Origin of the sequence: Kitasatospora sp. NPDC005748, assembly GCF_040630735.1 — a bacterium.
GTDB lineage: Bacteria > Actinomycetota > Actinomycetes > Streptomycetales > Streptomycetaceae > Kitasatospora.
The window spans coordinates 1-22319 of record NZ_JBEXYD010000060.1; the positions used below are offsets into that span (position 1 = coordinate 1).

At 75.5% G+C, this 22319-nt stretch carries 2 protein-coding genes; both read left to right on the forward strand.

Annotated features, from left to right (window positions below):
* Window positions 1–2571 (forward strand): SDR family NAD(P)-dependent oxidoreductase (locus tag ABZ495_RS30215; RefSeq protein WP_359839067.1); only part of this gene is annotated, 2571 nt, incomplete at its 5' end.
* Window positions 2572–2632: 61 nt separating this feature from the next.
* Window positions 2633–22312 (forward strand): type I polyketide synthase, encoded by a 19680-nt coding sequence (locus ABZ495_RS30220; RefSeq protein WP_359839069.1) that lies wholly within the window; start codon window positions 2633–2635, stop codon window positions 22310–22312.
* The last annotated feature ends 7 nt before the right edge of the window (window positions 22313–22319 follow it).

Sequence of the window (22319 nt, forward strand, 5' to 3'; positions counted from 1 at the left end):
CCGCGGGCGGGTCGTGTTCCGATGATCTCGACGGTGACGGGCGAGTGGTTGTCCGGTACGGAGGTGGACGCGGGCTACTGGTTCGCGAACCTGCGTCGGATGGTCCGTTTCGAGGAGGCGGTGCGCACCCTGCTGGGTGGTGGTTACGGCTCGTTCGTCGAGGTGTCGACGCACCCGGTGCTGACGGCGGCGGTGGCGGAGACGGCCGAGGACGCCGGTGTCGCCGATGTCCTGACGGTGGGCTCGCTGGAGCGTGACAACGCGGGCGCCACCCGCCTCCTCACCTCGCTCGCCCAGGCCTACGTCGGCGGCCTGTCGGTCGACTGGAAGACGGTGCTGCCCGCCGCCGAGGCGCTGGAGCTGCCGACCTACGCCTTCCAGCACCAGCACTACTGGCTCCAGTCCGCTGCGACGGCATCCCCCGTCGGTGGCGACGGTGCGAGCACGGCGGCGGAAGCGCAGTTCTGGGCCGCCGTCGAGGGCGGCGACCTGGCCCGGCTCGCGGACACCCTGGCGATCGAGGACCAGCAGCAGCTCAGCACCGTGCTGCCCGCCCTGGCGACCTGGCGCCGCCGGGAGCAGGACCGCTCGGTCACGGAGAACTGGCGCTACCGCGTCACCTGGGCACCGGTCGCCGACCCCGTTCCCGCCCGGCTGTCCGGCCGGTGGCTGGTGGTGCTCCCCGCCGGGGAGACCGACGGCGATGTGGCCCGGGGCTGCACGGCGGCGCTGAGCGCCCGCGGCGCCGAGCCCGTCGTCCTGGAGGTCACGGCCGAGACCGACCGGAAGCAGCTGGCCGAGCGGATCCGCGCGGTGCGGCCGGAGTCCGGCTTCGCCGGGGTGCTGTCGCTGCTGGGCCTGGACGAGACGCCGGTGCCGGCGCACCCGGTGGTGCCCCGGGGCCTCGCCGCCACGCTGAGCCTGGTGCAGGCGCTGGGCTCAGCCGAGGTGGACGCGCCGCTCTGGGTGGTCACGTCCGGTGCGGTGGCCGGTGGGCCGGGCACCGGACCGGCGAGCCCGGTGCAGACGCAGGTGTGGGGTCTGGGGCGGGTCGTCGCCCTGGAGCACCCGGACCGCTGGGGCGGGTCGATCGACCTCCCCGGGACGGTCGACGAGCAGGCCGCGGGACGGCTGGCCGCGGTGCTGGCCGGCTGCGGCGAGGACCAGGTCGCGATCCGGCCGGCCGGGATCCTGGCCCGGCGGCTGACCCGCGCCCCGCACCCCCGCCCGGCGGAGCGGCCGTGGACGCCGACCGGGACCGTCCTGGTCACCGGAGGCACCGGCGCGATCGGCGGGCACGTGGCCCGCTGGCTGGCCGGTCGGGGCGCGCGGCGGCTCGTGCTGACCAGCAGGTCCGGCGCCGGCGCCGCCGGGGTCGCCGCACAGGCGGCCGAACTGGCCGCCCGGGGCAGCCGGGTGGACGTCGTCGCGTGCGACGTGAGCGACCGGTCCGGGCTGGCCGGGCTGCTCGACCGGATCGCCGCGACGGGCCCCGCGCTGTCCGCGGTGATGCACACCGCGGGCCTCGGACAGGCCACCACGGTCGAGGACACCGACCTGGCCGAGACGGCCGCCGTACTGGCCGCCAAGGCCGGGGGCGCCGTGCACCTGGACGAGCTGACCAGGGGCCTGGACCTGGACGCGTTCGTGCTCTTCTCGTCGATCTCGGCGACCTGGGGCAGCAGCGTCCAGCCCGCCTACGCCGCGGCCAACACCTTCCTGGACGGTCTGGCCGAGCACCGCCGGGCGCAGGGCCTGCCCGCCACATCGGTGGCCTGGGGGCCGTGGGGCGGCGGCGGGATGACCGACGCCGACACCGGCGCCTGGATGGCCCGGGGCGGCCTGATGGTCATGGACCAGGACCACGCCGTCCAGGCGCTGGCCCAGATCCTGGACGGCCGCGAGGGCTCCGTCACGATCGCCGACGTGGACTGGGCGCGGTTCGCCCCGCCGTTCACGCTGCGCCGGCGCAGCCCGCTGATCGAGGGGCTGCCCGAGGTCGTCGCGGCGCTGGCCGGGGCGGGGGCCGGTGCGGCCGCCGACCCGGACGCGGGCGCGTCCCTGCGGGAGCAACTGGCGGGCCTGACCCGGGCCGAGCAGAACCGGACGCTGGTCAAGCTGGTCCAGGCGCAGGCGGCCGCGGTGCTCGACTACGCGTCCCCCGAGGCCGTCGAGGCCACCCGGGCCTTCAGCGACCTGGGCTTCGACTCGCTGACCTCGGTGGAGCTGCGCAACCGGCTCGGCGCCGCCACCGGCCTGCAGCTGCCGGCCACGCTGCTGTTCGACTGCCCCACCCCGGCGGTGCTGGCCGAGTACCTCTGGAACGAGGAGTTCCGGGACGGGTCCGGTCCGGTGTCCCTGGTGGAGGAGGTCGACCGGCTCGGGTCGGTGCTGACCGGGGCGGCGCCGGACGAGAAGACGCACCAATTGATCACCGATCGCCTGCAGGAGCTCCTTTCCCAGTGGATGGAGGTTGGTGCTCCCACGGAAACCCAGGCGGTCGCGGAGAAGATCGGGTCCGCGACGGACGACGAGATATTCGAGTTCATCCACAAGGAACTCGGCAGGTAAGTGGTTGTCCGTGTGCGCGGATGGCAGGCATGCGTTTCACAGACTGGAATGGTGAGATCCGATGGCGAACGAAGAGACTCTCCGCGACTACCTCAAATGGGTGACGACCGATCTCTACAACACGCGTCAGCGACTGCGTGAGGTGGAGGAACGCAGCCACGAACCGATAGCGATCGTCGGAATCGGCTGCCGGTACCCCGGTGGAATCCAGGCTCCGGAGGACTTCTGGAATCTGCTCTCCACCGGCCGGGACGGGGTCGCCGGAATTCCGACCGACCGCGGCTGGAACATCGAGGAGCTCTACGCGGAGGACCCGGACGGCATATCGCAGGTGCGCGAGGCCGGGTTCATCGCGGACGCCAGCGGATTCGACGCGGGGTTCTTCGGTGTCAGCCCGCGGGAAGCGGTGGCGATGGACCCGCAGCAGCGCGTGCTGCTGGAGGTCTGCTGGGAGGCGCTGGAGCGGGCGGGCATCGACCCGACCTCGCTGCGCGGCTCGCTGACCGGTGTGTTCGCCGGCGCCGCGCTGTCCGGCTACGGCTTCGGCACGGACGAGGACCTGGACGTCCACCTGATGACCGGGACGTCGACCAGCGTCATCTCCGGCCGGGTGTCGTACTCGCTGGGCCTGGAGGGCCCGGCGGTGACGGTGGACACCGCCTGCTCGTCGTCCCTGGTGGCGCTGCACCTGGCCGCCCAGGCGGTGCGCTCGGGCGAGTGCACGCTGGCCCTGGCCGGCGGTGTCACGGTGACCGCCATCCCGATCATGTTCACCCAGTTCTCCAAGCAGCTCGGGCTGGCCCACGACGGACGCTGCAAGGCGTTCTCGGCGGAGGCCGACGGCATGGGCATCGCCGAGGGCGCGGGCATGGTCGTCCTGGAGAAGCTGTCCGACGCCCGGCGCAACGGGCACCCGGTGCTCGCGGTCATCCGCGGCTCGGCGATCAACCAGGACGGCGCCTCCAACGGCCTGGCCGCGCCGAACGGCCCCTCGCAGCAGCGGGTGATCCGCGCGGCGCTGGCCAACTCCCGGCTGTCGGCCGCCGACGTGGACGTGGTCGAGGCGCACGGCACGGGCACCACACTGGGCGACCCGATCGAGGCCCAGGCGGTGATCGCCACCTACGGCCAGGGCCGCCCGGAGGACCGTCCGGTCTTCCTCGGCTCGGTGAAGTCCAACATCGGGCACACCCAGGCCGCGGCCGGCGTCGCGGGCGTCATCAAGATGGTGCTGGCGCTGCAGAACCAGCGGATGCCGCAGACCCTGCACGCGCAGGAGCCGTCGCCGCACATCGACTGGTCGGCGGGTGACGTCCGGCTGCTGAACGAGGCCGAGTCCTGGCCCGCCGGCGAGCGGGTGCGCCGCGGTGGCGTCTCCTCGTTCGGCGTCAGCGGCACCAACGCGCACGTCATCATCGAGGAGGCCCCGGCCGAGGAGGCCGAGCCGGCGGAGGCCGTCGACGCCGGGGCGCCGGCCGAGCCCGGCGCCCCGGAGGGCGGGGCGCCGGTCGTCGCGGAGGTCGTGGCACCACTGGTGTCGGGCGCCGAGGCGTGGCTGGTGTCGGGCCGCTCGGCGGACGGGCTGGTCGCCCAGGCGGACCGGCTGCGCGACTGGATCGCCGCGCGACCGGCCCTGGAGCCGGCCGCGGTGGCGCGGTCACTGGTGACCACGCGCGCGGCCTTCGAGCACCGGGCCGTGGTGCTGGGCACCGACCGGGCCGGACTCATGGGCGGCCTGGGCCAGTTGGCCGGCGGTCAGCAGACCGCCTCGGTCGTCGCGGGGGTGGCGCACGCGAGCGCGCGGGCGGTCTTCGTCTTCCCGGGCCAGGGCTCGCAGTGGCTCGGCATGGCCACCGAACTGGCGGCCGGCAGCCCGGTGTTCGCCGCGCGGCTGGCCGAGTGCGCGGCGGCGCTGGCGCCGTACGTGGACTGGTCGCTCGCCGACGTGCTGGCCGGCGCCGAGGGCGCGCCCGCGCTGGAGGCGGCCGATGTCGTGCAGCCCGTGCTGTGGGCGGTCATGGTCTCACTGGCGGCGGTCTGGGAGGCCGCCGGCGTGACCCCCGAAGCGGTGGTGGGCCACTCGCAGGGCGAGATCGCCGCGGCCACCGTCGCGGGCATGCTGAGCCTGGAGGACGCGGCCAAGGTCGTCGCGCTGCGGTCCCGGGCGCTGCGGGCGATCACCGGCATCGGCGGGATGCTGTCGGTGACCGAGCCGGCCGCCCGGGTGGAGGAGCGGCTCGGACGCTGGGCGGGCCGGCTCTCGCTGGCCTGCGTCAACGGCCCCTCGGCGGTGGTGGTCTCCGGCGAGGCGGCCGCCCTGCGGGAGCTCCAGGAGGAGCTGAAGGCCGACGGCGTGCGCGAGCGGATGGTCGCGGTCGACTACGCCTCGCACTGCGCGCAGGTGGAGCGGCTGGAGGAGGAGATCACCTCCCTGCTGGCCGGGGTGACGCCGCGCGCCGGGCGGATCCCGATGATCTCGGCGGTCACCGGCGAGATGCTGACCGGCGAGGAGCTGGGCGCCGGGTACTGGTACGCGAGCCTGCGGGCCACCGTCCGGTTCGAGCGGGCGGTGCGGACCCTGGCCGGCCTCGGCCACCAGGTGTTCATCGAGGTCTCCCCGCACCCGGTGCTGATCGCGCCGATCACCGACACCCTGGAGGAGGCCGCCGTCGACGCCGGCCCGGCCGTCCAGGCCGGGCGGGTCTGCGGCACCCTGCGCCGGGACGACGGTGGGGCGCTGCGCCTGCTCACCTCGCTCGCCGAGGCCTTCGTGGCCGGGGTGCCCGTCGACTGGGCGCGGGTGCTGCCCGCCGCCGACCAGGTGGAACTGCCCACCTACGCCTTCCGCCACGAGCGGTACTGGCCGAAGGGCATGCTCGCGCTGCCCGGCGCGGCCAGGGCAGGGAGCGGCGACCCGGCCTCGCTGGGCCTGGGCACCGTCACCCACCCGCTGCTGCGCGCCGTGGTCGAACTCGCCGGCGACGCCGAACTGGTGTGCACCGGACGGCTGTCGCTGCGCACGCACGCCTGGCTCGCCGACCACGCGGTCGGCGGCGTGGTGCTGCTGCCCGGCACCGGCTTCGTCGAGATGGTGGTGAGCGCCGGCCACCAGGTGGGCTGCTCGCTGCTGGAGGAGCTGACCCTGCAGTCGCCGCTGGTGCTGCCCGCGGACGGCGCCGGCGTCCAGGTCCAGGTGGTGGTGACCGCGGCCGACGCCGAGGGCCGGCGCCAGGTGGACGTGTTCTCCCGCCCCGACCGCCCCGAGGAGGAGCAGGTCTGGGTGAAGCACGCCGCCGCGGTGATCGCCCCCGCCCCGGCCGCCGCCGAACCGGAGGAGGACCTCACGGTCTGGCCGCCGCGCGGGGCCGAGGCGCTCGACATCAGCGACCTGTACACCGTGCACCTGGCCGACATCTACGGACCGGCGTTCCAGGGCCTGCAGGCCGTCTGGCGCCGCGGCGAGGACATCTTCGCCGAGGTGGCCCTGCCGGAGGAGGCCGGGGACCCGGCCTCGTACGGGCTGCACCCGGTCCTGCTGGACGCGGCGCTGCTCGCGGGCGTGGTGGCCGAGGCGGCCGAGGCGCAGGAGTCCGGCGACGCCCAGCAGGGTCAGATCCGGATGCCGTTCGCCTGGACGGGCGTCGCGCTGCACGCCGCCGGGGCGCCGGTCCTGCGGGCCCGGCTGCGCCGGGACGCCCAGGGCAGCCTGACGCTGACCGCGGCCGACGCCACAGGCCGGCCGGTGGTGACGGTGGACTCGCTGATCACCCGCCCGGTCTCGCCGGAGCAGCTGCAGAGCGCCGACGACTGGATCCGCGACGCGCTGTTCACCGTGGAGTGGGCGCCGCTGCCGCAGGGCGCGGTGCAGGAGGGACCGTGGGCGCTGGTCGGTGCCGACCGCTTCGCCGTGGCCGAGCAGCTGGCCGCCGCCGGGATCCCGGTGCACGGCTACCCCGGCATCGCCGAACTGGCCGCCGCCACCGCGGAGGGGGAGGTCTCGCCCCGCGTGGTGATCGCCTGCGTGAGCGGCGAGGGCGTCGACGGGACGGCCGTGGCCGCCCGTCAGGTCGCCGGCGAGGCCCTGGAGCTGGCGCAGGACTGGCTGGCCGCGGCCGAGCTGGAGCCCGCGCAGCTGGTGGTCGTCACCCGTGGCGGCGTGGCCGTGCAGGCCGGCGACGCGGTGGCGGACCCGGCCGTGGGCGCGGTCTGGGGCCTGCTGCGCTCGGCCCAGCTGGAGAACCCCGGCCGGTTCGTCCTGGCCGACCTCCCCGCGGACGGCGGTGACGGCGAGGTGGCCGCGCTGCCGGCCGTGCTGGGCAGCGGAGAGCCCGAGGTGGCCGTCCGCGATCGGAAGGGCTACGGCCGGCGCCTGACCCGCCCGTCGGGCGACCTGGTGGTCCCCGACCGGACGGCGGCGGAGCGGCCGGCCGACCAGGACCCGCGGACGGTGCTCGTCACCGGTGGCACCGGAACGCTCGGCGGTGTGGTCGCCAAGCACATGGTGGCCACCGGACGGGCCGGCGGGGCCGTGCTGCTCAGCCGCTCCGGCCCGGGCGCCGCCGGGGTGGCCGCGCTGGCCGCCGAGGTGGCCGAGCTGGGCGGGTGGGTCCGGGTGGTCGCGTGCGACGTGGCCGACCGGGACGCGCTGGCCGGGGTGCTGGACTCGCTGCCGGCCGACTGCCCGCTGGGCTCCGTGTTCCACGCCGCGGGCATCATCGACGACGGCATGGTCGACTCGCTGAGCGCCGAGCGCGTGTCGGCGGTCATGCGTCCCAAGGTGGACGCGGCCTGGCACCTGCACGAGCTGACCCAGGGCCTGGACCTCGACCACTTCGTGCTGTTCTCCTCGGTCGCGGCCGCGTTCGGTGGTGCGGGCCAGGCCAACTACGCGGCGGCCAACGCCTTCCTGGACGCGCTGGCGGGCGCCCGGCGGGCCGCCGGACTGGCGGGCACCGCGCTCGCCTGGGGCCCGTGGATGCCCGAGGCCGGTATCGGCCGCGGCCTGGACGAGGTGATGCTCCGCCGGATGACCGGTTCGGGCCTCGCCGCGCTGAACGAGCAGGAGGGTCTGGTCCTGCTGGACCTCGCCCTGGAGCGGGCCGAGTCCATCCTGGTCCCGGCCCGGCTGGACAAGGCCGGCCTGCGGGCGCAGGCGGCCGCCACCGGCATCCCGCCGCTCTGGCAGGTGCTCGCGGACGACTTCATCCCGCGCCGGGCGGCCGTCACCTCGGCCGCCGGGGCGACCGGCGCCGGCGCCGCGGACGTGCTGCGCCAGCAGCTGGCCGGGCTGCCGGGCACCGAACGCGACCGGGTGCTGCTGGACCTGGTGCGCACCCACGCCGCGGCGGTGCTCGGACACGCCTCGGGCGACGCGATCGAGGCCGGCCGTCCGTTCACCGACCTGGGCTTCGACTCGCTGATCGCGGTCGAGTTCCGCAACCGGATGAACCCGGCGACCGGGCTGCGGCTGCCCGCCACCCTGGTCTTCGACTACCCCAACCCGGTCGCGCTCGCCGCGCTGCTGCGCGAACAGCTCGCCGGCGACCTGTCCGACATCGTGGACCTCGGCGGTCCCGCGGCGACGGCGGCGCTCGCCATGGACGAGCCGGTCGCGATCGTCGGCATGGCCTGCCGCTTCCCGGGCGGCGCGACCAGCCCGGAGGAGCTGTGGCAGATGCTGGCCACCGGCACGGACGGGCTGTCGACCTTCCCGACCGACCGCGGCTGGGACCTCGACTCCCTCTACAACCCGGACGTGGACAACGTCGGGACCTCGTACACGCAGGTCGGCGGATTCGTCCAGGAGGCCAGCGGCTTCGACGCCGGCTTCTTCGGGATCAGCCCCCGCGAGGCGCTGGCGATGGACCCGCAGCAGCGGCTGCTGCTGGAGACCTCGTGGGAGGCGCTGGAGCGGTCCGGCATCGACCCCGCGACGCTGCGCGGCAGCCAGACCGGCGCGTTCGTGGGCGGGTACGGCTCCTCGTACCTGGCCGTCACGATGGCCGACGAGGAGGAGGTGGAGAGCCTCGGGGCGCACCTGATGACCGGGAACGCGGCCAGCGTGCTCTCCGGCCGGGTCTCCTACGTGCTGGGCCTGGAGGGTCCGGCGGTGACCATCGACACGGCCTGCTCGTCCTCGCTGGTGGCCCTGCACCTGGCGGCCCAGGCGCTGCGTCAGGGCGAGTGCACGCTGGCGCTGGCCGGCGGCGTCACGATCATGGCGAGCCCGGACGGCTTCCGCGCGTTCTCGCACGCCCGCGGTCTCGCGGAGGACGGGCGCTCCAAGGCGTTCTCGGACGCGGCCGACGGCATGGGCATGGCCGAGGGCGCGGGCATGCTCGTGGTCGAGCGGCTCTCCGACGCCCGGCGCAACGGCCACCCGGTACTCGCGGTGCTGCGCGGCTCGGCGATCAACCAGGACGGCGCGTCCAACGGTCTGACCGCGCCGAACGGCCCCTCGCAGCAGCGGGTGATCCGCGCCGCGCTGGCCAACTCCCGGCTCTCCACGGCCGATGTGGACGTGGTGGAGGCGCACGGCACGGGCACCACGCTGGGCGACCCGATCGAGGCGCAGGCGCTGCTGGCCACCTACGGCCAGGACCGCGGCGACCGCGGGTCGCTCTGGCTGGGCTCGGTGAAGTCGAACCTCGGACACACCCAGGCGGCCGCGGGTGTCGCCGGGGTGATGAAGATGGTGCTGGCGCTCCAGCACGAGCAGCTGCCGCGGACGCTCTACGCGGACGTGCCCTCCTCGCACGTGGACTGGGAGGCCGGTGACATCAGGCTGCTGAACGAGCCGGTGCCGTGGCCCACCGGGGAGCGGGTGCGCCGGGCCGGTGTGTCGGCCTTCGGCATCAGCGGCACCAATGTGCACGTCATCGTGGAGGAGGCCCCGGCCGAGGAGCCCGAAGCGGTGGAGACCGTGGACGGGCCGGCCGAGGACGTTCGGTCCGCCGCGGTGGTGGAGCTGGACGGGCCGGCCGCGTGGCTGGTCTCGGGCCGGACGGCCGAGGGGCTGACCGCCCAGGCGGGCCGGCTGCGGGAGTGGGTCGCGGCGCGGCCGGACCAGGCGCCGGCCGAGGTGGCCTGGTCGCTGGCGACGACGCGGTCGGTGTTCGAGCACCGGTCGGTGGTGGTTGGCACCGAGCGCGCCGAGCTGGTCGCGGGCCTGCAGAGCCTGGCCGCCGGTGCGCCGTCGGGTGCGGTGGTGTCGGGTGTGGCCCGCCCGGGTGCGCGGGTGGTCTTCGCCTTCGCCGGTCAGGGTTCGCAGTGGGTCGGCATGGGGCGTGAACTCGCTGCGTGCAGCCCGGTGTTCGCCGCGCGCCTCGCGGAGTGCGAGGCGGCGCTGGCGCCGTACGTCGAGTGGTCGCTGAGCGACGTCCTGGCGGGTGCCGAGGGTGCCCCCGCACTGGAGGCGGCGGATGTCGTCCAGCCCGCCCTGTGGGCGGTGATGGTGTCGCTGGCGGCGCTCTGGGAGGCCGCCGGTGTCGCGCCGGACGCCGTGGTCGGTCACTCGCAGGGCGAGATAGCGGCGGCGACGGTGGCGGGGATGCTGTCGCTGGAGGACGGCGCCCGGGTGGTGGCGCTGCGTTCGCAGTCGTTGAAGGTGCTGGCCGGTCTCGGCGGGATGCTGTCGGTGAGCCGGAGCGCCGCGGTGGTGGAGGAGCGGATCGCCCGCTTCGGTGAGCGTGTTGCCCTGGCAGCCGTCAACGGCCCTTCGGCGGTGGTGGTTTCGGGTGAGCCCGAGGCCCTGGAGGAGCTGAAGGCCGAGTTCGAGGCGGAGGGCGTGCGCGCCCGGATGGTCGCGGTGGACTACGCCTCGCACTCGGCGCAGGTCGACCGCCTCGAAGCGGAGATCACCGAGGTCCTGGCCGGTATCGCGCCGCGCCGGGGCCGGATCCCGATGGTCTCGGCGATGACCGGCGAGACGCTGACCGGCGAGGAGCTGGACGCCGCCTACTGGTACGGCAGCCTGCGCGCCACGGTCCACTTCGACCGCGCGGTGCGCACGCTCGCCGGTCAGGGCTACCAGGTCTTCGTCGAGTCCACGCCGCACCCGGTGCTGCTCGGTGCGATGAACGACACCCTGGAGGAGGTCGCCCAGGCGGCCGGGCCGGGCGCCGTGACGGCCGCCGTCTGCGGCACCCTGCGCCGCGACGACGGCGGCGCCCAGCGCCTGCTGGTTTCGCTCGCCGAGGCCTTCGTCCAGGGCGCGACCGTCAACTGGCGCGCGGTGCTGACCGCCGCCGAACCGGTCGAGCTGCCCACCTATGCCTTCCGCCATCAGCGGTACTGGCCGCAGGGCGCCCTGGCGCTGCCGGCGGCCGGACCGGTCCTCGGTGGGGACGGGGCGAGCACGGCGGCGGAGGCCCAGTTCTGGGCGGCCGTCGAGGGCGGGGACCTCACGCAGCTGGCCGACACGCTGGCCTTCGACGGCGGTCGTCCGTTCAACGAGGTGCTGCCGGCCCTGGCGTCCTGGCGGCGCCGGGAGCAGGACCGGTCGGTGACGGCCGGCTGGCGCTACCGGGTGAACTGGGCGGCGATCGCCGAGCCCGATGCCCGGGTGCTGTCCGGCACGTGGGTGCTGGCGGTGCCGGCCGGTGCGGGCGAGCAGGCGTGCGCGGCCGCGCTGGCGGCGCGTGGCGCGGAGGTGGTCGTGGTCGAGGTCCCGGCGGGTGCTGTGGACCGGGCCGAGGTGGCCGCGCTGCTGGCCGGCGCGGTCGAGCCGTCGGCGGTGGCGGGTGTGCTGTCGCTGCTGGCGCTCGACGAGGCGCCGGTCGCGGAGTTCCCGGTTGTGGCCGGTGGTCTGGCCGCGACGCTGGCGCTCGTCCAGGCGCTGGGCGACGCCCGGATCGGCGCGCCGCTCTGGCTGGCGACGCGCGGCGCCGTGGCGGCCGGTCCGGGTGAGGCCCTGGCCAGTCCGGTGCAGGCGCAGGTCTGGGGGCTGGGCCGGGTGGTCGGCCTGGAACACCCGGAGCGCTGGGGCGGGTTGGTCGACCTGCCCGAGGTGCTGGACGAGCGTGCGGGTGTGCGGCTGGTCGCGGTGCTGGCCGGCTGCGGCGAGGAGCAGATCGCGATCCGGACGGCCGGGATCCTCGGCCGCCGGCTGTCGCGGGTCCCGCAGCGCGGCTCCGAGCGGAGCTGGGCGCCGCGCGGCAGCGTACTGATCACCGGCGGCACCGGCGCCATCGCCGGGCACGTGTCGCGGTGGCTGGCCGGCCTCGGTGCCGCGCGGCTGGTGCTGACCGGTCGCTCCGGCCCGGCGGCCACCGGGGTCGCCGCGACGGTCGCGGACCTCGCCGCCCGGGGCATGGACGTCGACGTGGTGTCCTGCGACGTGACCGACCGCTCGGCGCTGGCCGGGCTGGTCGACTGGATCGGCGGGACCGGACCGGCGCTGTCCTCGGTGTTCCACACGGCCGCCGTCCTGGACGACGGCGTGGTCGACCGGCTGTCGGTGGAGCGGCTGGAGACGGTGCTGGCCGCCAAGGCGGCGAGCGCGGTCCACCTGGACGAGCTCACCGCCGGCCTGGACCTGGACGCCTTCGTGCTGTTCTCCTCGGCCGCGTCCACGCTGGGCGGGCCCGGGCAGGGCAACTACGCGGCGGCGAACGCCTTCCTCGACGCCCTGGCGGAGAACCGCCGCAGCCGCGGCCTGGCCGGTCTCGCGGTGGCCTGGGGCCTGTGGGGCGGCGGCGGACTCGCGGAGTCCAACGAGGCGATCCGGTCGCGGATGCGCCGGATCCCGATGCCGCCGATGGACCCGCAGCTGGCCGTCCGGGCGCTGGCCGAGTCGCTGGACGGTCCGGAGCCCGTCGTCACGGTGATGGACGTCGACTGGCGGCAGCTCGGCACCGCGCCGGGCACGGCCGACGTGCTGGACATGCCGCTGGTGCGCGACATGCCCGAGATCCGCCGGCTGGCCGCCGACCGGGCGGGCGCCGCGGACACCACCCGCAACGACGGCGAACTGGCCCACCGGCTCGCCGGGTTGGGCCGGGCCGAGCAGGACCGGGTGCTCACCGACATGGTCCGGGCGCAGGCCGCCGCCGTGCTGGGCCACTCCTCGGCGGAGATGGTGCAGGCCAGGCAGGCGTTCAAGGACCTGGGCTTCGACTCGCTGACCGCGGTCGAGCTGCGCAACCAGCTGAACGCGGCGACCAGGCTGCGGCTGCCCGCCACGCTGGTGTTCGACTACCCCACCCCGGTGGCCATGGCGGAGTTCCTGCGCGGCGAGCTGGTCGGGGAGCAGACGGGCGGGACTCCCGCCCCGGTGGCCGCCGTGGTGGCCCCGGTGGTGGACGAACCGCTGGCGATCGTCGGGATGGCGTGCCGCTTCCCCGGCGGTGCGGGCACTCCGGAGGAGTTCTGGCAGCTGCTGGCCTCGGGCGGCGACGCGGTGGGCGGCTTCCCGACCGACCGCGGCTGGGACCTCGACGGTTTCTTCGACCCGGACGGGGGGACGGCGGGGACGTCGTCCACCCAGTCGGGCGCGTTCCTGCGCGGTGCCGCGGAGTTCGACGCGGGGTTCTTCGGGATCTCGCCGCGCGAGGCGCTGGCGATGGACCCGCAGCAGCGACTGATGCTGGAGACCTCGTGGGAGGCGCTGGAGCGGGCGGGCATCGACCCGACCTCGCTGCGGGGATCGTCGACCGGTGTGTTCGCCGGCGGCTTCGGGTCCGGCTACGCCATCGGCATGGCGTTGACGGGCCAGGACTCCTCGGGCGTCGAGGGCCACCTGATGACCGGCAACTCGACGAGCGTGCTGTCCGGCCGGGTCTCCTACGTGCTGGGCCTGGAGGGCCCGGCGGTGACCGTGGACACCGCGTGCTCGTCCTCGCTGGTGGCGCTGCACCTGGCGGCCCAGGCGGTGCGCTCGGGCGAGTGCTCGCTCGCGCTGGCCGGCGGTGTCACCGTGATGGCGACGCCGTTCTCCTTCGTCGAGTTCTCGCGCCAGCAGGGTCTGGCGACGGACGGCCGGTGCCGGGCGTTCTCCGAGGACGCCAACGGGACGGGCTGGGCCGAGGGCGCCGGCGTGCTGGTGGTGGAGCGGCTGTCGGACGCGCAGCGCAAGGGCCACAAGGTGCTCGCGGTGATCCGCGGTTCGGCGATCAACCAGGACGGCGCCTCCAACGGCCTGTCCGCGCCGAACGGCCCGTCGCAGCAGCGGGTGATCCGGGCGGCGCTGGCCAGTGGCCGGCTGACCGCCGCCGACGTCGACGTGGTCGAGGCGCACGGCACCGGTACGACGCTGGGCGACCCGATCGAGGCGCAGGCGCTGCTGGCCACCTACGGCCAGGAGCGGGCCGGCGGGCAGCCGCTGTGGCTGGGGTCGGTGAAGTCCAACATCGGGCACACCCAGGCGGCCGCCGGTGTGGCGGGCGTGATCAAGATGGTGCTGGCGCTGCAGAACGAGCGGCTGCCGCGGACGCTGCACGCCGAGGTGCCGTCCTCGCACGTGGACTGGACGGCCGGTGACGTCAGGCTGCTGACCGAGTCGGTGCCGTGGCCGTCCGACGGGCGTCCGCGCCGAGCGGGTGTGTCGGCCTTCGGGATCAGCGGGACCAACGCGCACGTCATCGTCGAGGAGGCGCCGGCTGCCGTCGAGGCTTCCGCGACGGTGTCGGCTCCGGTGGTGTCGGGTGCCGGTGCGTGGATCGTCTCGGGCCGGTCGGCCGAGGGGCTGACGGCCCAGGCGGGCCGCCTGCGCGAATGGATGTCGGTGCGCTCCGACCTGGCGCCGGTGGATGTCGCGTGGTCGCTGGCGGCGACCCGGTCGGCGTTCGAGCACCGGGCCGTGGTGCTCGGGGTCGGGCGCGGTGAGCTGATGGCGGGGCTGGGGAGCCTGGCCACCGGGGCCTCTTCGGGGTCGGTGGTGTCGGGTGTGGCGCGGCCGGGTGCCCGGGTGGGTCTGGTCTTCGCCGGTCAGGGTTCGCAGTGGGTCGGGATGGGCCGGGGCCTCTATGAGGGCAGCGCGGTCTTCGCCGAGGTCTTCGACCGGGTGTGCGGGCTGCTGGAGCTGGAGTTGGGCGTCTCGGTCCGGGACGTCGTGCTCGGCGCCGAGGGTGTGGACGAGGCGCTGGCGAACCAGACGCTGTATGCGCAGGCCGGTCTGTTCGCCTTCGAGGTGGGCGTCGCGGCGGTGCTGGATGCCGCGGGTGTGACGCCGGACGCGGTGGTGGGTCATTCGGTGGGTGAGGTCGCGGCCGCTTATGTGGCCGGGGTGCTGTCGCTGTCCGAGGCGTCGCGGCTGGTGGCGGCGCGGGCTCGGTTGATGCAGGCGCTGCCGGCGGGCGGGGCGATGGCGGCGGTCAACGTCCCGGAGGCCGAGGTGCTGGCGGAGCTGGTGCCCGGTGTGGTGATCGCGGCGGTCAACGGCCCGGAGTCCGTGGTGGTTTCGGGTGAGGTCGAGGCCGTCGATCAGGTGGTGGAGCTGTGGCGGGAGCGGGGTCGCCGGGTGCGGCGGCTGCGGGTCTCGCACGCCTTCCACTCCCCGGCGATGGACCCGGTGCTGGACGAACTCACCGCCGTCGCGGCTGGGTTGGAGTACCGCCGCCCGGACATGATGTGGGCGGGCGCGCTCACCGGTGAGCTCGTCACCGAGCCCGAGGCGGGCTACTGGCCGGCGCAGACGCGGGGGGCGGTGCGCTTCGCCGACGCGGTCGCCGCGCTGGCCCGCGAGGGCGTCTCGGTGTTCATCGAGGTCGGCCCCGACGGATCGCTCTCCTCGCTGGGCCCCGACGCCGTGGCCGGCATCGGGAGCGAGGAGCCCGTCTTCGTCCCGCTCCAGCGGCGCGACGAGCAGGGGGTGACCGGCCTGCTGGGCGGTCTCGCTCAGGCCTTCGTCAACGGCGCCGGGGTGGAGTGGAGTTCGGTGCTGCCGACCGGTACGCCGGTCGAGCTGCCCACCTACGCTTTCCGGCACCAGCGGTTCTGGCCGGAAGGCATCCTGGCCCTGCCGGTCGCCGGTGGGGACGGGGCGAGCACCGAGGCGGAGGCCCGGTTCTGGGCGGCCGTCGAGGGCGGGGACCTCACGCAGCTGGCCGACACGCTGGCCTTCGACGGCGGTCGTCCGTTCAACGAGGTGCTGCCGGCCCTGGCGTCCTGGCGGCGCCGGGAGCAGGACCGCTCGCTGACCGCCAACTGGCGCTACCGGACCGCCTGGTCCGCCGTCGCCGAGCCCGACTCCGGCGTGCTGTCGGGGACGTGGCTGGCGGTGGTGCCGACCGGAGCGACCGAGCAGGCGTGCGCGGCCGCGCTGGCGGCGCGTGGCGCGGAGGTGGTCGTGGTCGAGGTCCCGACGGGTGCCGTGGACCGGGCCGAGGTGGCCGCACTGCTGGCCGCGGCGGTCGAGCCGTCGGCGGTGGCGGGTGTGCTGTCGCTGCTGGCGCTCGACGAGACGCCGGTGCCCGGCCACCCCGCGGTGACCGGCGGCATGGCCGCCACCCTGGCACTCGTCCAGGCGCTGGGCGACGCCGGGATCGCCGCCCCGCTCTGGCTGGCGACGCGCGGCGCCGTGGCGGCCGGTCCGGGTGAGGCCCTGGCCCACCCGCGGCAGGCGCTCGTCTGGGGTCTGGGCCGGGTCGTCGGCCTGGAACAGCCGGACCGCTGGGGCGGGTTGGTCGACCTGCCCGAGGTGCTGGACGACCGGGCCGGTGCCCGACTGGTCGCCGTGCTCGCCGGTTGCGGCGAGAACGAGATCGCGATCCGGACGGCCGGGATCCTCGGCCGCCGGCTCACCCGGGCCGCCCAGCTCCGCGGCAAGGACCGCTGGGCACCGCGCGGCAGCGTGCTGATCACCGGCGGCACCGGCGCCATCGCCGGACACGTCGCCCGGTGGCTGGCCGGTCGCGACGCGCCCCGCCAGGTGCTGACCAGCCGTTCCGGCCCCGCCGCGAGGGGGGCGGCGGCGCTCGCCGCCGAGCTCGCGACGGCCGGCTCCGCGGTCGACGTCGTCGCCTGCGACGTGACCGACCGCTCGGCGCTGGCCGGGCTGGTGAGCTGGATCGGCGGGACCGGTCCGGCGCTGTCCTCGGTGCTGCACACCGCGGCGGTGCTGGACGACGGTGTCGTGGACCGGCTCTCGGTCGAGCGACTGGAGACGGTGCTGGCCGCGAAGGCGTTGAGCGCGGCCCACCTGGACGAGCTCACCGCGGACCTGGACCTGGACGCCTTCGTACTCTTCTCCTCGGTGTCCTCGACGATCGGCGCCGCCGGTCAGGGCAACTACGCGGCGGCGAACGCCTACCTGGACGCCCTGGCGGAGAACCGCCGGGGACGGGGGCTGGCCGCGCTCACCGTCGCCTGGGGTGCCTGGGCCGGCGGTGGCATGGCGGAGTCCAGCAGCGTGGTGCAGGCCCGGGTCAAGCGCGGCCCGATGCCGGCGATGGACCCGCAGCTCGCCGCCCGCGCCCTGGGCGAGGCCCTGGAGGGCCCGGACGCCCTGGTGACGGTGATGGACGTGGACTGGGCGCTGCTGGCCTCCGGACCGGGCGCGGCGGACCTGCCGAAGCGCCCGCTCGTCCGGGACCTGCCGGAGATCCGGCAGCTGGCCTCGGCCGGCGGGAGCGCGGCGGCCGTGGTCCACGCCGAGGGAGAGCTGGCCCACCGGCTGGCCGGGCTCGCCCGGGCCGAGCAGGAGCGGGTGCTCACCGAGGTGGTGCGGGCCGAGGTCGCGGTCGTGCTGGGGCACGCTTCGGTCGACGCGGTCGAGGACCGGCGCGCCTTCAAGGACCTGGGCTTCGACTCGCTGACCGCGGTCGAGCTGCGCAACCGCCTGGGCGTGGCGACCGGCATCCGGCTGCCCGCCACGCTGGTGTTCGACTACCCGACCCCGGTGGTCCTCGCCGAGTTCCTGCGCGGCGAGCTGACCGGGAGGGTGGCGGACTCCGCCGCTCCGGTGTCCACCGCCGTGGCGGTCGCGGCGGCGGACGAGCCGCTGGCGATCGTCGGGATGGCCTGCCGCTTCCCGGGGGGTGCGGGCAGCCCGGAGGAGTTCTGGCGGCTGCTGGCCTCGGGCGGTGACGCGGTGGGCGCCTTCCCGACCGACCGCGGCTGGGACCTGGAGGGCTTCTACGACCCGGAGCGCGGCAACGCGGGGACGTCCTACACCCGGTCGGGTGCCTTCCTGCGGGACGCGGCCGAGTTCGACGCCGGCTTCTTCGGGATCTCGCCGCGCGAGGCGCTGGCGATGGACCCGCAGCAGCGGCAGCTCCTGGAGACCTCGTGGGAGGCGCTGGAGCGGGCGGGCATCGATCCGGCCTCGCTGCGGGGATCGTCGACCGGTGTGTTCGCCGGCGGCTTCGCCTCGGGCTACGGCTTCGGGGTGACGCTGGCGAGCCAGGGCGACTCCGGCTCCGAGGGCCACGTGATGACCGGGAACGCGACGAGCGTGCTGTCCGGCCGGGTCTCCTACGTGCTGGGTCTGGAGGGCCCGGCGGTGACGGTGGACACGGCGTGCTCCTCGTCGCTGGTGGCGCTGCACCTGGCGGCCCAGGCGGTGCGCTCGGGCGAGTGCTCGCTCGCGCTGGCCGGCGGTGTCACTGTGATGGCTACGCCGGGGACGTTCATCGACTTCTCGCGGCAGCAGGGTCTGGCGGCGGACGGCCGCTGCCGGGCGTTCTCCGAGGACGCCGACGGGACCGGCTGGGCCGAGGGCGCGGGCATGCTCGTGGTCGAGCGCCTGTCGGACGCGCGCCGCAACGGGCACAAGGTGCTCGCGGTGCTGCGCGGCTCCGCCGTCAACCAGGACGGCGCGTCCAACGGTCTGACGGCGCCCAATGGTCCGTCGCAGCAGCGGGTGATCCGGGCGGCGCTGGCCAGTGGCCGGCTGACCGCCGCGGACGTGGACGTGGTGGAGGCGCACGGGACGGGTACCACGCTGGGTGACCCGATCGAGGCGCAGGCGCTGCTGGCCACCTATGGCCAGGAGCGGCCGGAGGGGCGGCCGTTGCTGCTCGGCTCGGTGAAGTCCAACATCGGGCACACCCAGGCGGCCGCCGGTGTGGCGGGCGTGATCAAGATGATCCTCGCCCTTCAGCACGAGGAGCTGCCGCGGACGCTGCACGCCGAGGTGCCGTCCTCGCACGTGGACTGGTCGGCGGGTGAGGTCAGCCTGCTGACGGAGCCGGTGCCGTGGCCGTCGGACGGGCGTCCGCGTCGTGCGGGTGTGTCGGCCTTCGGGATGAGCGGTACCAACGCGCACGTCATCGTCGAGGAGGCGCCGGCGGCCGTCGAGGCTACCGAGACGGTGACAGAGCCGGTCCTCTCGGACGCCGGTGCGTGGCTGGTGTCGGGCCGGACGGCCGAGGGGCTGACGGCCCAGGCGGGTCGGCTGCGCGAGTGGATGGTGGCGCGGCCGTCGGTGGATCCGGCGGATGTCGCGTGGTCGCTGGCGGCGACCCGGTCGGCGTTCGAGCACCGGGCCGTGGTGCTCGGGGCCGAGCGCGGCGAGCTGATGGCGGGGCTGGGGAGCCTGGCCGCCGGGGCCTCGTCGGCCTCGGTGGTGTCGGGTGTGGCTCGGCCGGGTGCCCGGGTGGGTCTGGTCTTCGCGGGTCAGGGTTCGCAGTGGGTCGGGATGGGCCGGGGGCTCTACGAGGGCAGCGCCGTGTTCGCCGAGGTCTTCGACCGGGTGTCCGGGCTGCTGGAGCTGGAGTTGGGTGTCTCGGTCCGGGACGTCGTGCTCGGCGCCGAGGGTGTGGACGAGGCGCTGGCGCAGCAGACGCTGTACGCCCAGACGGGTCTGTTCGCCTTCGAGGTCGCCGTCGCGGCGGTCCTGGAGGCCGCCGGTCTGACGCCGGACGCGGTGGTCGGTCATTCGGTGGGTGAGGTCGTGGCCGCTTACGTGGCCGGGGTCCTCTCACTGGAGGACGCGGTGCGGCTGGTGGCGGCGCGGGCTCGGTTGATGCAGGCGCTGCCGGTGGGCGGGGCGATGGCGGCGGTCAACGTCTCGGAGTCCGAGGTGCTGGCCGAGCTGGTGCCCGGTGTGGTGATCGCGGCGGTCAACGGCCCGGAGTCCGTGGTGGTTTCGGGTGAGGCCGACGCGGTGGACCACGTGGTGGAGCTGTGGCGGGAGCGGGGTCGCCGGGTGCGGCGGCTGCGGGTCTCGCACGCCTTCCACTCGCCGGCGATGGACCCGGTGCTGGACGAACTCACCGCCATCGCGGCCGGGTTGGAGTACCACCGGCCGAACCTGATGTGGGCGGGCGCGCTTTCGGGTGAGCTGGTCACCGAGCCCGAGGCGGGCTACTGGCCGGCCCAGACGCGGGGAGCGGTGCGGTTCGCCGATGCGGTGGCGACGCTGGCCCGCCAGGGTGTCTCGGTGTTCGTCGAGGTCGGCCCCGACGGGTCGCTCTCCTCGCTGGGCCCGGACACGGTGGCAGGCGTCGACGGTGACGAGGCCGTGTTCGTCCCGCTCCAGCGGCGCGACGAGCAGGGGGGGACCGGCCTGCTGGGCGGTCTCGCCCAGGCCTACGTCAACGGCGCTGCCGTGAACTGGAGTTCGGTGCTGCCGACCGGTAAGCCGGTCGAGCTGCCCACCTACGCGTTCCGGCACCAGCGGTTCTGGCCGGAGGGCATCCTCTCGCTGCCGACGGCCGCGCCGGCGATCGGCGGGGACGGTACGAGCACCGAGGCGGAGGCCCGGTTCTGGGCGGCCGTCGAGGACGGGGACCTGGCGAGCATCGCCGACACGCTGGCCATCGAGGACCAGCACCGGCTCGGCGAGGTGCTGCCGGCGCTGGCGTCCTGGCGGCGCCGGGAGCAGGACCGGTCGATGACCGCGAACTGGCGCTACCGGGGCGGCTGGGCGGCGATCGCCGAGCCCGACGCCCGGGTGCTGTCCGGCACCTGGCTGGTGGTCGTGCCGGCCGGAGCGGCCGAGCAGGCGTGCGCTGCCGCGCTCGCCGACCGTGGTGCCGAGGTCGTCACGGTCGAGGTCCCGGCGGGTGCCGTGGACCGGGCCGAGGTGGCCGGGCTGCTGGGCGCGGCGGTCGAGCCGTCGGCGGTGGCGGGCGTGCTGTCGCTGCTGGCGCTCGACGAGACGCCGGTGCCGGGCCACCCCGCGGTGACCGGCGGCATGGCCGCGACGCTGGCACTCGTCCAGGCGCTGGGCGACGCCGGGATCGGCGCGCCGCTCTGGCTGGCGACGCGCGGCGCCGTGGCGGCCGGTCCGGGTGAGGCGCTGGCCCACCCGGTGCAGGCGCAGGCCTGGGGGCTGGGCCGGGTCGTCGGCCTGGAACAGCCGGACCGCTGGGGCGGGTTGGTCGACCTGCCGGAGACCGTCGACGAGCGGGCGGGTGCGCGACTGGTCGCGGTGCTCGCCGGCTGCGGCGAGAACCAGGTCGCGATCCGGACGGCCGGGATCCTCGGCCGTCGGCTCACCCGGGCCGCCCAGCCCCGCGGCACCGCCCGGTGGACACCGCGCGGAAGCGTGCTGATCACCGGCGGCACCGGCGCCATCGCCGGGCACGTGTCGCGGTGGCTGGCCGGCCGCGAGGCGCAGCGGCTGGTGCTGACCGGTCGTTCCGGTCCGGCGGCCACCGGGGTCGCGGCGACGGTCGCGGACCTCGCCGCCCGGGGCATGGACGTCGACGTGGTGTCCTGCGACGTGACCGACCGCTCGGCGCTGGCCGGGCTGGTGGAGTGGACGGGGAAGACCGGTCCGGCGCTGTCCTCGGTGCTGCACACGGCCGCCGTCCTGGACGACGGCGTCGTGGACCGGCTGTCGGTGGAGCGGCTGGAGACGGTGCTGGCCGCCAAGGCGGCGAGCGCGGTCCACCTGGACGAGCTCACGGCCGATCTCGACCTGGACGCCTTCGTGCTGTTCTCCTCGGCCGCGTCCACGCTGGGCGCCGCCGGGCAGGGCAACTACGCGGCGGCGAACGCCTTCCTGGACGCCCTGGCGGAGAACCGCCGCAGCCGTGGCCTGGCCGCGCTCACCGTCGCCTGGGGTGCCTGGGCCGGTGGCGGAATGGCCGGGTCCAGCAAGGTGGTCCGGGCGAGGGTCGAGCGGGCCCCGATGCCGGCGATGGACCCGCAGCTCGCGGTGCGCGCGCTGGGCGAGTCGCTGGACGGCCCGGACGCCGTGGTCACGGTGATGGACGTCAACTGGGCCGAGCTGGTGGCCTCGCCGGGCCCGGTGGACCCGCGGGAGATGCCGCTGGTGCGGGACCTGCCCGAGATCCGCCGGCTGGCCGCGGCGGGTGCGAGCGGCGGCGCGGTCCGCGAGGAGGGCGGACTGGCCCGGCAGCTGGCCGGGCTCGGCCGGGCCGAGCAGGAGCGGGTGCTCACCGAGCTGGTGCGGGCCGAGGTGGCCGTCGTGCTGGGGCACGCCTCGGCCGACGCGGTCGAGGACCGGCGCGCGTTCAAGGACCTCGGCTTCGACTCGCTGACCTCGGTCGAACTGCGCAACCGGCTGAACGGTGTGACGGGGCTCCGGCTGCCCGCCACGCTGGTGTTCGACTACCCCACCCCGAACGCCCTTGCCGCGTGGCTGCGAACCGAGGTTGTCTCGGACGAAGCGGTGCCGGTGCCGGTCCTCGCGGAGCTCGACCGGCTCGAAGCCGCCCTCCGCACCGGGTCGATGGCGGACCAGGTGCGGGAGGAGGCCACCGACCGGCTGCGCCGGCTGCTGGACGCCATCGGTGACCAGGCCGCCGACAAGAGCAAGGAACGGCGCGAAGCGGAACTCCGGGAAGCGACCGACGACGAGCTGTTCGCTCTCGTCGACGAACTGGAGTGACGCCTGC

Coding starts and splice junctions, on each gene's coding strand:
- ABZ495_RS30220 (WP_359839069.1), top strand. CDS start 2,633: ATGGCGAACGAAGAGACTCTCCGCGACTACCTCAAATGGGTGACGACC.